This is a genomic window from Kitasatospora sp. NPDC002040 (genome assembly GCF_040296785.1).
Taxonomy (GTDB): Bacteria; Actinomycetota; Actinomycetes; order Streptomycetales; family Streptomycetaceae; genus Kitasatospora.
Genome location: NZ_JBEOXV010000002.1, coordinates 843,834 through 856,043 on the forward strand (window position 1 = coordinate 843,834; position 12,210 = coordinate 856,043).

A 12,210-nucleotide genomic window follows, 5' to 3' on the forward strand; every position below is an offset into this window, starting at 1 on the left:
GAAGCCGCAGCTGTCGGCGCGTGGTGTGGACGGCTCGGCGGCGTGCCGTCCGGCGGGGGCGGCGGTCGGCCGGTCCTTGTGCCACCATGGAGTGGGTACTTTTATACCGACTAAAGTACCCATAAACGTACCCTTGGGGCAGTCATGGTTGACCTGCGGAGGCCACGTCACCCCGCCCTGCCGCTCCCCTGGCCCGTACGAGGTCAGCGACGCGGCCAGCGGCCCGGGCAACCGGGAAGCGCCAGTTCGGCCCAGCAGTCCTTGCCGTGCCCGTTGCGGGTGGATCCGCAGCGCGAGGAGAGGGCTTCGACCAGGGCGAGGCCCCGGCCGCCTTCCTGGTCGGGCGATGCGGGCGGCCGCCGCGCGAGCGGGGCGCTGCCCCGGTCGGACACCTCGACCCGCAGGCGGCGCCGTCCCGCCCGTTCGCTGAGGCTCAGCGAGACCCCGATGCGCGTCCCGCCCGCGTGCACCACGGCGTTGGTGAGGAGTTCGGAGACCACGAGTTCCACGTCGGCGGCGGTCTCCTCGTCGAACTCGGGTTCCCAGGCGTGGAGTTGGTGCAGGACGCGATGGCGGGCCGGAGCGACTTCGTCGGGTCTGGCCGGCAGATCGAAGCGCGCGGTGGGCATGGTCTTCACTTCCGGTACTCGGCAGGTTTCGGGTTCAGTCCTGACGCTACGGTCGCCGACACCTCGACACCTGACCCTTTCGTCCCTCATTCCTGAGCCCTGGTCCTCGGGAGGTGTCAACGATGGCTGAGCGGGACACCCGACGATCGATCCGCGCGATGGACGTCGTCCTGGCTGCGGGGGCGGCCGCCTACCAGGTGCGGGACCTGGTGCTGAGTGGTTCCGGGCACGGGCCGCTCGGACCGGTGCGCGGGAGCGACGTCGGCGTCTGGGTCGCGCTGAGTGCCCTGCTGCTCGTGCGCAGACACCGGCCCTACGCCGTCGCGGCGCTGGCCGTGGCGGCCGATCTGGTCAGTTTCTACCCCGCCGCCGAGGCGGTGGCCCTGTTCACCATCGGGGCCCGTACCGTCTCACGGCCCGTCCGGGTCGCCGTCCTGGCGGCGTCCGCCGTGCTCCACGCGGCGGTGTACCTGCTCGGGAGCAGCGGCGGGATGCCCCGGCTGATCCCGCACTACGCCCTGTTCTGCGCCGCACCGCTGCTGCTGGGGCTGTACGTCGCCGCGCGCGGGCGCCACGACGCGATGCTGCGGGGGCGGATGGAGACCATGGAGCGGGAGCGCGTGCTGGTCGAGGAGCGGGCCCGGTCGCAGGAACGCCGGGGAATCGCACGGGAGATGCACGATGTGGTCGCGCACGGAGTGAGCCACATGGTGTTCCGGGCGGGCGCCCTGCAGATGGTGGCGGACAGCCGGGGCGCCCCGTGGGCGGCCCGGGAGGCGGACACGCTGCAGACGCTGGGGCGGGGCGTGCTGGGCGAGTTGAGGACCGTACTCGGCCTGCTGGGCGGCGGCGTGACGGGTGAGCGGGTGCCGCTGCCGACGGCGGCGGACCTGCCCGCACTGCTCGACCGGGTCCGGGCGGACGGTGTACCGGTGCGGCTGCGGCAGGCGGGAGAGACCGACCGTCTCGAACCGCGGTACGGCCGGACGCTCTACCGGGTGGTCCAGGAAGCGCTGACCAACGTCGCCCGACATGCGCCCGGTGCCGGGGCCACCGTCGACGTCCTGGTCGGGGCGGAGTCCCTGACCGTCCAGGTGACCAACGGACCGCCCGGGCACCGACCCGGCCCACGGGACGCGGACGGGCCGGAGCGCGAGGGCTGCGGCCGAGGGCTGCTGGGCATGCGGGAGCGCGTCGAGTTGCTCGGCGGCACGGTGCGGTACGGACCGACGCCCGCGGGCGGGTTCCGCGTACGGGCGGCGCTTGACCTGACGCACGACCAGCCGCCGCAGCCGCGGCGGACGGGTACCTGAACGGAGGCCGGACGATGATCCGGGTACTGATCGCCGACGACGAAGAACTCATCCGGAGCGGGCTGGAACTGATCCTGGGGCTGCAGGACGACATGCAGGTCGTCGGCTCCGTCGGTGACGGCGACGCGGCCCGGACCGCGGCCCGGGACCTGGCCCCCGACGCGGTGCTCCTGGACATCCGGATGCCGGGCACCGACGGCCTGGACGCCGCGGCCGCGATCACCGCCCTGCCCTCGCCGCCGGCGGTGATCGTCCTGACGACGTTCGCGGCCGACGACCACATCGTCGACGCGCTCGACGCGGGTGCCCGGGGCTTCCTCCTCAAGGACACGCCGCCGAACGACCTCGTCGAGGGGATCCGGGCCGTCGTGCGCGGGAACGCGGTCCTCTCGCCCGAGGTCACCCGTTTCGTCATCGACTCCCGGCGTCAACGGCCGGCCGACGCCCACGAGCGTCCTCGGCACGCGAAGGAGCTGGCCCGGCTCACCGGCCGGGAGCGGCAGGTGCTGGAGCTCCTCGCGCACGGGATGGGGAACGCCGACATCGCGGCGTCCCTGCACATGGGCGAGGGGACGGTGAAGGGCCACGTCAGCCGGATGATGGCGAAGATCGGCGCCGCCAACCGGGTACAGGCGGCCCTGCTGGCCTTCGAGGCGGGCCTGGCCGACGACGGATGAGGGTGCCGTGGGTTGTCATCCATCGGCACTGGTGGCCCCGTCCGTGGCCCGGGAGTCTTTCGAGCGGGGCCGTACGAACGGAAAGAAGAGGCACCACTCGTGTCCGATGTGCTGGCCGGATCAGTGTCCCGCCCCTCGTGGACGAGCGAACTGGAGCAACTGCCGGTGGAACCCGTGCCGGTGACGGATCTGGTGCTCGGCCACTCCGCACGCGTGGCCGGCGAGGACGCCGGGCACACCCGGACGCTGGCCGGAACGGAGGCCGAGTTGCCACCGATCGTCGTGCACCGCCCGACCATGCGTGTGGTCGACGGTGCCCACCGGGTGCGCGCCGCGGTGCTGCGGAGCGAGGAGACGATCGGGGCCCGCTTCGTCGAAGGGACCGTCCAGGACGCCTTCGTCCTCGCCGTACGGCTGAACTCCCGGCACGGGATGCCACTTTCGGGGGACGATCGCACGGCTGCGGCCCGACGCATCGTCGCGAGCCACCCGGAGTGGTCGGACCGCCGGATCGCAGGGGTCACCGGTGTCGCACCGGGCACTGTCGGCGCCCTGCGGCGCCGTTCGACCGGGCAGAGTGGCCAGTCGAACGCCAGGACCGGTGCGGACGGGCGGACCCGGCCGCTCAGTGCGGCCACCGGCCGCGAAACCGCCGCGCGGGTCATCCTGGAGCGACCGAACGCCACCTTGCGGGACGTCGCAGCCCGGGCCGGCATCGCTCTCTCCACGGCGAAGGACGTACGGGACCGGGTACGCGAGGGGCGCGACCCGGTGCCGCCGCGGCTGCGGAACGAGTATGCGGCGGTGCGGGAACAGGCCGCGCCACGGACGGCAGCACGAGCCGAGAGCGGCGCAGCCGCGGCGGCGCGGCCGGGCCACGGGGCGTGCGGCCGGAGCACCGACAAACGGTCCGCGCTGGCCCGGCTGTGCAAGGACCCCGCGCTGCGCCACACCGAACTGGGCCGTTCGCTGCTGCAGTTGCTGAGCACTCAGGCCATCGACGAGGACACCTGGCAACGGCTCGCGGGATCGGTTCCCGCCCACTGCAGCGACGTGGTCGCGTGGGTGGCCCAGCAGTGCGCCCAGGAATGGCTGCGCTTCGCGCAGGAGGTCCGGCGGGCCGGCGGGGCAGGCGGGGCAGGCGGGCAGACCTGACCTTCCACCGAGGAACCAACTGACGCAGAAAGCGGTGAGGCATGCAGAGCGCTCTGGAATCCGTACTGGTACAGACCTGGAGGAGAATCACCGGGCTGGCAGCCTTCACCGCAACGGACGACCTTGCGGCACCCGATGGGCACACCGGTCGGGCCGCCGAGTTCTCGGCCGCCCTGCGCCAGATTCTCGCGGTCGACATCACCCCCGAGGAGATCGCCGGGCATCGTACCGTCGCGCACCTCGCCCGCCGGGTGGAGGAACTCCGGGAGTCGACTACGGCTGATGCAGTGGAAGTTGACGGTAGTGAGGCGAGCATGACGCCGCCGGCCTCGTTCGGGCAGACCGGGTTCTGGTACCTCGACCAGTACTCCCCCAACCCGTCGATCTACAACGCGCCCATCGTCCTGAAGACCGGCTTCCCCGTCGACCTCTCCCTCCTGGAGCAGAGCCTGCGCACTGTCGTGGCGCGGCACGAGGCGCTGCGCACCACGTTCCACCTGCTGAACGGCGAGCTCGTGCAGAACATCTCGCCGGAGCCGCGGTTCGCCTTCGCGGTCCGGAAGTTCACGGACGACTCGCAGTATCAGCGAATTCTCCGGGAGGTCATGGATCCGCCGTTCGACCTGACGCACGGACCGTTGCTCAGGGTGGTGTGCGCCGTGGACGACACGGGGCGTACCCGCGTGCTCTGCAACGTGCACCACATGGTGTTCGACGCGACGTCCGCCGAAATCCTCCTGGGCGAGTGGTTCACCGAATACGTCCGCCTGCGGGACGGCCGCGCACCCGTGCACGGTCTGCCGCCGGTGCAGTACCAGGAGTTCGCCCGCCGGCAGCGCGAGCGGCTCGACCCGGACTCCCTGGAACGGATGCTGGGTTACTGGGAGAAGAAGCTGGCCGGGCCGCTGCCGCTGCTCGATCTCCCCCTGGACAGGCCGCGCACCGTACCGCGCCTGCAAGCGGGCGACGTCGCGCGTTTCCAGGTGCCCGCACGTCTGACCGACGCGCTGCGCAAGCGCTCGGCGGAGGAGGGCGTGACCTTCTTCATGCTGCTTCTCTCGGCGTACACGGTCTTCCTGCACAAGTACGCCCGCCAGCAGGACATCCTGGTCGGGAGCCCGGCTTCGCTGCGCGACTCTCCCGAGACCCAGGGGGTGATCGGATACCTCGTCAACATGATGGTGTTCCGGCATCGGCTCGACGGCGGGATGACCCTGAGCGAGCTCCACGGCGCGGTCAGGGACGAGGTCATCGACTCACTGCGGCACAAGCACGTGCCAGTCGAGCAGATCGTCGAGCGGGTGCAGCCGGAACGCAGCGGCAGCCACCCACCGGTCTTCCAGACGATGTTCGCCATGCCCCGGAGCGATCCGGAACTCTTCACCCGGCTCGGGCTCGACGTCGAGACGGAGCTGTACGGCAGCCGCAGCGCCAAGTACGACCTCTCCCTGATCGTGGAGGAGGACCGCAACGGCACCGGAGGACTCAGCGGGGCCTTCGAGTACGACACCGGCCTGTTCGGCCGCAGCACGGCCGAGGCCATGGGACGGCACTTCCTCCACATCCTCGACCAGTTCGTCCGCACCCCGCAGGCCCGCGTCGGGGACATCCGGCTGCTCGACCCCGAGCAGGAGCGGACGACGCTGGCGGCCTCCCTGCGGGTACGGAGCAAGTCCGAACTGCGGCCGGTCATGGACCACTTCCGACGCCAGGTGGAACGGACACCCGACCAGGAGGCGGTCGTCCACGAACACGACGGCGAGTCGCTGACCTACCGGGAGCTCGATGCCCGGGCCAACCGGATGGCCCACTGCCTGAGGTCCCGGGGCATCGCGGCCGGCAGCCGGGTCGCCGTCTTCATGAGGCGGTCGACCGACCAGATCGTGGCTCTGCTCGGGGTGCTCAAGTCCGGCGCCGCGTATGTGCCGATCGACCCCTCCTATCCGCCGGACCGCATCGCCTACGCCCTGCGCGACTCGGAGGCGGAGCTGGTCGTCACCGATTCGGCGCTCGGCGGGCTGCTTCCCGGTGGCCACGAACTGCTGGTCGTGGACCGGGAACACGCGACCCTCGCCGCCTCTCCCGCCACCGATCCCGGCCCGGTCAAGACACCCGACGACGAGATCTACGTCATCTACACCTCCGGGTCCACCGGCAGGCCCAAGGGCGTCGTCCTCACCGACGCCACCATCGCCAACCTCGTCGAGCACCAGCTGGACATCACCGCGGTGGGCGCCGGCGCGCGCACGCTGCAGTACATGAGCCTGTCCTTCGACGTGTCCATCCAGGAGATCCTCGGCACGCTCTGCGCCGGCGGCACCCTCGTCCTCATCCCGGAGGAGCTGCAGAAGGACCTGCACCGGCTCGCCGAGTTCATGGCGCACCAGCGCATCGCCCGGGCCTACTTCCCCTACATCGCCCTCCAGCAGCTCGCCGCCGTGGCCGTCGCCGGCGGAATCCGGCTGGAGGCGCTGGAGGAGGTCGTCTCCACCGGCGAACAACTGGTGCTGTCCCCGCAGATCAGGGAGTTCTTCGCCGCCCACCCCCGGGCGAAGCTGTGGAACATGTACGGCCCGTCGGAGAGCCATGTGGTCTCCGTGCACCGCCTGGACGGCGACCCGGCGCGGTGGGGCGAGACGGCCCCCATCGGCCGGCCGGTCCCCGGATTCAGCCTGCTGGTCCTGGACGGAAGCGGGCACCTGGTGCCGCCCGGCATCCCGGGCGAGCTCCATCTCGGCGGCCTGGTGTCACCCGGCTACCACCGCCTGCCCGAGGAGAGCGCACGGCGTTTCATCGCGCACCCCCTCGCCGCCGCGGTTCCGAGCACCGGGGGGCGGCTGTACCGGACCGGCGACCTGGTGCGGATCAACGCCGACGGCGACTTCGAGTACCTGGGCCGGACCGACGCCCAGGTGAAGGTCCGCGGTTACCGGATCGAGCCCTCCGAGGTGGAGGCCGCGCTCAACGGCCTTGATTTCGTGAGCGCTTCGGCCGTCGCCGCCGTACCGCTCGACGACGGGGACAGGCGGCTGGTCGCCTTCCTGGTCGCCCGGGAGCGGGTCGAAAGCACGGTGGTGCGGGAGCTGCTCCGTCCGCTGCTGCCCGGCTACATGGTGCCCTCGCACTTCGTCCTCCTCGATCGTCTGCCCACCGCACCCAGCGGGAAGATCGACCGCAAGGCCCTGCCCGCGCTCTTCCGGCCCGAGGCCCCGGCCGCCGCAGCACCCTCCGCCGTGCCGCCGGGCACTCCGACCGAACGAGAGGTCGCCGACCGGTGGCGCGAGCTCCTGCAGAGCGGAGCGGTCGGCGCGCACGACGACTTCTTCGCCCTGGGCGGCCACTCCATCCTGGCGGTCCGGCTGGTGGAACGGCTGCGGACGGACTTCGGCGTCGACATCGCCCTGGGCGCCCTGCTCGACCGCCCGACGGTCGCGGGCATGGCGGCCACGATCGACGCTCTCGTCGCGCCGGGGGGAGCGCCCCGCCCCGCCGCCTCCGCCGCCGGCCTGCGCGCCGAGGCGCGGCTGCCGGACCGCGTGGCCGTCCCCGAGAAGTACGCGGCGGACCGGGAGTTCGGCCACCGCAGGACGGCGGGCGCGCGCGAGGTGCTGCTGACCGGTGCCACCGGATTCCTGGGCACGTACCTGCTGCGCGACCTGCTGGCGCACACCGACGCCCGGGTGCACTGCCTGGTCAGGGCGGAGAGTCCCGAACACGCCAGGCGGCGACTGACGGAGGCGGCCCGCCGCTACGGCCTCGGCCATGCGCTCGACGGCCACCGGGTGGTTCCGGTCCCCGGCGACCTCGCCGAGGACCGGATGGGCCTCGACGGGCAGACGTACGCGGCCCTATCGGACGCGGTCGACGCGGTCTACCACTCGGCCGCCCAGATCAACTTCGTCGCCCCGTACGCGTCGGTGAAGGCGACGAACGTCGACGGCATGTCCGCGGTGATCGAGTTCTGTGCCGATGGTGTGCCCAAGCCCCTGCACCACGCCTCCACCATCGCCGTGTTCTCCCGCGCGGAGGACCAGGGCGTGATCACCGAGGCGAGCGTGCCCCGGGAGCCCGAGCAGCTCGGGATCGGATACACCCGGAGCAAGTGGGTCGCCGAGCAGCTGGCCCGGGCGGCCCGCGAGCGCGGACTCCCGGTCACCGTCTACCGGATGGGCCGGATCGCCGGGGACAGCATCACCGGTGCCTGCCAGGCGGACGACTTCCTGTGGCGGCAGGTCAAGAGCTTCGTCCAACTCGGCTCGGCGCCGCCCGCCGACCAGTTGCACACCGACCTGCTGCCCGTCGACTTCGTCAGCCGCGCGTTGGTCCTGCTCTCGCGGCAGCCGGGCCACAACGAGACGTACCACCTGTTCCACCCCGAGGGCGCGGACTTCCAGGTCGTGCACCACGCGATCAGGAAGGCCGGCTACCCGCTCGAAGTGGTCCCGGGCGACGCCTGGTTCGCCGCCCTGGAACGCTCGGTGGCCGACGGCGCGGGCAACGCGCTCGCCGCAGCCGTCCCGCTGTTCCAGGAGGGTGTGCTGGAACTGGGCGAGAACGAGTACGCGAACGACGCCACCCGTCGGTCGTTGCGCCGCCTGGGCCTGGAGTTCCCCGCCATCGAGGCCGGGTCCGTCTCGCGGATGATCGACTACTTCCAGCGGACCGGCGAGCTCCAATGACCGGCCCGGCCGCCACCGATCCACCTCCCGGCCGGACTCCCGAGTGGATGTGAGGGACACATGGTGAGCAACGCTGCGTCAGCGGCGGCACAGCAGCCCGACTGGCCCGACCCCGGCCGGGCGGCCGCGGTCCGGTCGGCACTCGCCGGGAGCGAGCCGCTGGTCCGCTGGGACGACGTACGGCAACTGAGCGCCCTGCTGGCCCGCACGGCCGAGGGCGAACTGTGCGTACTGCAGGCCGGGGACTGCGCCGAGGACCCCGCCGAGTCCACGGTCGCCGATGTCGCGTCCAAGGCCGAACTGCTGGACGTCCTCGGCGACATCATGCGGGTCGGCGCCGGCCGGCCGGTGGTGAAGGTCGGCCGGATGGCCGGCCAGTTCGCCAAGCCCCGGTCCCAGCCGTACGAGTGCGGCGTCGGCGGCAGGCTGCCCGCGTACCGGGGTCCCATGGTCAACGGCCCGGAGCCCACCCTGCGGGCACGCCGGGCCGACCCCGGGCGGATGATCGGCGGCTACCGGGCGGCCCGTCAGGTGTTCCGCTCGCTCGACCGCCTCGGGCGAGGCGGCGACGCGGCCGTGCTGGAGCGGGTGTGGACCAGTCACGAGGCCCTGCTGCTGGACTACGAGACGCCCTTGGTACGGCCGACCGGCGAGGGCGGCGGACACTACCTCGCCTCCACGCACTGGCCGTGGATCGGCGAACGCACCCGGCAGCCCGACGGCGCGCACGTGCGGCTGCTGGCCCGCCTCGGCAACCCCGTGGCCTGCAAGCTGGGCCCGCGCACGACGGCGGCGGAGGCGCTGCGGCTCTGCGCGCTCCTCGACCCGGACCGCGTCCCCGGCCGCCTGGCGCTGATCGCGCGGTTCGGCGCGGCGAACATCGCCGGACTCGCCCCGCTGGTCCGGGCCGTGCGCCGGGCCGGGCACCCCGTGCTGTGGATGTGCGACCCGATGCACGGCAACACCGTCCGGGACGCGAGCGGTCTGAAGGTCCGTCACCTCGACGACATCATGAACGAGATCCGGTGGTTCCTGTCGATCGTCTCGGCCGGCGGCGGCAGCTGCGCCGGACTGCACGTCGAGGCCTCGCCCCTGGACATCAGCGAATGCGCGGGCGCCGGAGCCACACCGGTGCGCGGCCCGCGCTACCGCACCCTGTGCGATCCCCGGCTCAACCCGATGCAAGCCGTCGCCGTGGCCGCGCACTGGCAGCTCTAGTGCAGCAGGACGTCAGGGCAGCAGGACGTCGATCGCGGCGGCGACCTTCTCGCACATCTCCGTGAACAGGGCCTGCTCGCCCGGCGAGAGCACCGACGCCGCGGCCCGGGCGTCCTCCTGGCGGCTTCGCGCCGCCTTCGCCATGAAGGCATGGCCCTTCGGGGTCAACGAGGTCGTCAGTGCTCGCCGGTCGTCGCCGAGCGCGGCCTGCTGGACCAGTTCGAGGTCCTTGAGGACGCGCAGCGCCTTGGAGATGCTCGGACGTGACACACCGAGGGACTCGCTGAGCCGCGAGGGGTTCATGGCACCGCGGATGCGGAGCATCTCCAGTACGTCGTACTGCTGCCGGTTGATGCCCTCGGGGTTGGTCCCGGCGCGCCGCGCGACCAGCGCGCACTGCAGATGGGACAGCGCGTCCCCCAGCTCGACGGGCGGGCTGGGCTGCCGCGTGGGGACAGCGCGTACGTCCGTCATCGGTGCGCTCCTCAGGTGGTTTCCGCAGGGAAATTATGCAAGCACGACCGCCCTCGGCGCGACGGGACGGAGGAGTGCGGCTATCCCTCCGTGGCCCGGGACGCCTCCTTCATCAGCGCGAGGAACAGCTCCGCGCCGGAGCGGCTGAGCACGGACTCCGGGTGGAACTGGACCCCCGCGACCCCGGGCCCCCGCAGCGCGAGCACCTCGTCGGTGCCCGGCTCCAGGCAGAGTTCCACCCCGTCCTCCGCCAGCGCCCGCACCGGGCCCCGGTCGGCGCGCACGGAGAAGGAGTTGTAGAAGCCGACGGTCGCCGGGTGGCCGAACAACGCGATCGACCGCTGCGTCCCCTGCTGCGGCCGTTCAGCGCGCGACACGGTCAGGCCCAGGGCGGACGAGAGCAGTTGGAAGCCGAGGCAGATGCCGAGGACGGGATTCCCGCCGGCCCGGGCGGCGGCAAGCAGCCGCCGGGTCAGCGCGCGGAGCCGTACGATGCGGCGGTCCTGGGTGTCGTTGGGGTCGCCCGGCCCCGAGCCGAGGAGCACGGGCCCCCGGTGGGCGGCGAGTGCGAGGTCCAGGCCGGGAGCGTCGTAGCGGTGCACGCCGGTGCGGAGCCCGAAGGAGCGCAGCAGGTGGGTCAGCATGGCGGTGAAGTCGTCCTCGGCGTCGATCACCAGCACGCCGTCCCCCGGAATCTCCGCCGCCGGGTCGGGTTGCCGCGCTCCGTCGACGGGGTCCAGCCAGCAGCGAGCGAGGTTCTCGCGCCGGGCGGCCAGGGCCGCCAGGACGCGAGGGGCGAGCGGTCCGGCCGGAGGGCCGGCCGCGCGCCGCTCCGTGACACCGAGCGCACCCAGCACGCCGGCGAGCTTGGCGCGCGTCTCGGCCGCCTCGGAGCGCGGATCGGAGTCGCGTACCAGCGTCGCGCCGACGGGTATCCGCAGCTCCCCGTCGGGAGCGATGTCCATCGTGCGGATCAGGATGGGTGAGTCCAGCCACGGGGAGCCACCGGCGTCGTTCCCGAAGAGCGCGAGCGCCCCGGCGTAGTAGCCCCGCCCGCTCGGCTCGTGGCGGCGGATCACCCGGCAGGCGCTCGCCAGTGGGCTGCCCGTGACCGTCGCGGCGAACATCGTCCGGGAGAGCACGTCCCGCACGTCCCGCACACCGCGCCCGCTGAGCTCGTACTCGGTGTGCGCGAGGTGGGTCATCTCGCGCAGGAAGGGCCCGTGGACCCGGATGTCCCGGTCGGAGACCGCGCAGAGCATCTTCAGCTCCTCGTCGAGCACCATGGACAACTCGTCGGTCTCCTTGGCGTCCTGGAGGAAAGCGAGCAGCCCGTCCGGGTCCGGACCCGCGGCGGGGTAGCGGTAGGTGCCGCTGATCGGGTTCAGGACCACCTCGTCGTCCCGGACCCGGACGTGTGCCTCGGGGCTCGCCCCCACCAGGGTGCGGCCCATGCCCGCCCCGCCCCGCGAGCCGGTGTGCACACAGAACGTCCAGTAGGCGCCGGACTCTCCGGTGATGAGCCGGCGGAACAGGGTGAGCGCCGTCTGCGGGCCGAAGCCGTCGAGCCGGGCGGTGAAGTCGCGGCGGATCACGAAGTTGGCGCCGGTGCCGCAGGCTATCTCCTCGCGCACGATGCGGTCGACGACGTCGGCGTACGCGTCATCATCGAGGTCGAACTCCCCGCCGGTCAGGGCGATCGGCACATCCGGAAGCGCGGCCAGCAGCACGTCCGGGTCCAGCCGGTGGTACTGCTCGACCGCCATGACCTGCAGGGGGGTTCCGTCGTCGTGGCAGGCGAGTCCGCGCTCGCCGAGCTGTCGGAAGGGGACCAGGGCCAGGACGCCGGGGCCGGTGAGGTCCGGTGCCGGCAGGGGGATGTCGGATATCCGCTCGACCTCGGCGACCGGGCCGAGGAGCAATTCGACCGGGCCGGGTTCTCCGGTGCCCGGATCGGTTCGCCGCAACAGGGCGAAGGCGGGGGTTTCCTCGGCGGCGACCAATTGACGGACGAGTTCGGCGGCGGTGGGGAGGCTGGGGCTTTCCATGAGGGTCTCCTCGGAAA

The 12,210-nt window shown here is 72.4% G+C and carries 8 protein-coding genes; 5 read left to right on the forward strand and 3 right to left on the reverse strand.

Annotation, left to right across the window (positions count from 1 at the left end; all coding sequences use genetic code 11):
* Window positions 1-203: 203 nt before the first annotated feature.
* Complete coding sequence (locus ABT118_RS09110; RefSeq protein WP_350646086.1) at window positions 204-629, reverse strand: ATP-binding protein; 426 nt, start codon at window positions 627-629, stop codon at window positions 204-206.
* Window positions 630-751: 122 nt separating this feature from the next.
* Between ABT118_RS09110 and ABT118_RS09115 the strand changes: the two genes are divergently transcribed.
* The 5 genes from ABT118_RS09115 to ABT118_RS09135 are packed head-to-tail and all read left to right on the forward strand — an operon-like array spanning window position 752 to window position 9,671.
* Window positions 752-1,942 (forward strand): sensor histidine kinase, encoded by a 1,191-nt coding sequence (locus tag ABT118_RS09115; RefSeq protein WP_350646087.1) that lies wholly within the window; start codon window positions 752-754, stop codon window positions 1,940-1,942.
* Window positions 1,943-1,956: 14 nt separating this feature from the next.
* The gene (locus ABT118_RS09120; protein ID WP_350646088.1) at window positions 1,957-2,619 is read left to right on the forward strand and encodes a response regulator; all 663 of its coding nucleotides are present in this window, start codon (window positions 1,957-1,959) and stop codon (window positions 2,617-2,619) included.
* 12 nt (window positions 2,620-2,631) lie between these two features.
* Window positions 2,632-3,774, forward strand: coding sequence for a ParB/RepB/Spo0J family partition protein (locus ABT118_RS09125; RefSeq protein ID WP_350646089.1), 1,143 nt, complete (start codon window positions 2,632-2,634; stop codon window positions 3,772-3,774).
* A 41-nt stretch (window positions 3,775-3,815) separates the two neighbouring features.
* Window positions 3,816-8,453: a non-ribosomal peptide synthetase gene (locus tag ABT118_RS09130; RefSeq protein WP_350646090.1), complete on the forward strand. Its 4,638-nt coding sequence runs from the start codon at window positions 3,816-3,818 to the stop codon at window positions 8,451-8,453.
* Window positions 8,454-8,513: 60 nt separating this feature from the next.
* A complete protein-coding gene (locus tag ABT118_RS09135) occupies window positions 8,514-9,671 on the forward strand; it encodes a 3-deoxy-7-phosphoheptulonate synthase (protein WP_350646091.1) in 1,158 nt (385 codons plus the stop codon).
* Between the two features lie 12 nt (window positions 9,672-9,683).
* Here the strand turns inward: ABT118_RS09135 and ABT118_RS09140 are convergent, their stop codons facing one another.
* Together ABT118_RS09140 and ABT118_RS09145 are read right to left on the reverse strand one after the other, a co-directional pair.
* On the reverse strand, window positions 9,684-10,145 hold the full coding sequence (locus ABT118_RS09140) for a MarR family winged helix-turn-helix transcriptional regulator (RefSeq protein WP_350646092.1): 462 nt from the start codon (window positions 10,143-10,145) through the stop codon (window positions 9,684-9,686).
* An 80-nt stretch (window positions 10,146-10,225) separates the two neighbouring features.
* Entirely contained in the window at window positions 10,226-12,193 is a 1,968-nt protein-coding gene (locus tag ABT118_RS09145) for an anthranilate synthase family protein (protein WP_350646093.1), read from the reverse strand.
* Window positions 12,194-12,210 lie beyond the last annotated feature (17 nt).

Coding starts and splice junctions, on each gene's coding strand:
- ABT118_RS09145 (WP_350646093.1), bottom strand. CDS start 12,193: ATGGAAAGCCCCAGCCTCCCCACCGCCGCCGAACTCGTCCGTCAATTG.
- ABT118_RS09130 (WP_350646090.1), top strand. CDS start 3,816: ATGCAGAGCGCTCTGGAATCCGTACTGGTACAGACCTGGAGGAGAATC.
- ABT118_RS09135 (WP_350646091.1), top strand. CDS start 8,514: ATGGTGAGCAACGCTGCGTCAGCGGCGGCACAGCAGCCCGACTGGCCC.
- ABT118_RS09115 (WP_350646087.1), top strand. CDS start 752: ATGGCTGAGCGGGACACCCGACGATCGATCCGCGCGATGGACGTCGTC.
- ABT118_RS09110 (WP_350646086.1), bottom strand. CDS start 629: ATGCCCACCGCGCGCTTCGATCTGCCGGCCAGACCCGACGAAGTCGCT.
- ABT118_RS09140 (WP_350646092.1), bottom strand. CDS start 10,145: ATGACGGACGTACGCGCTGTCCCCACGCGGCAGCCCAGCCCGCCCGTC.
- ABT118_RS09120 (WP_350646088.1), top strand. CDS start 1,957: ATGATCCGGGTACTGATCGCCGACGACGAAGAACTCATCCGGAGCGGG.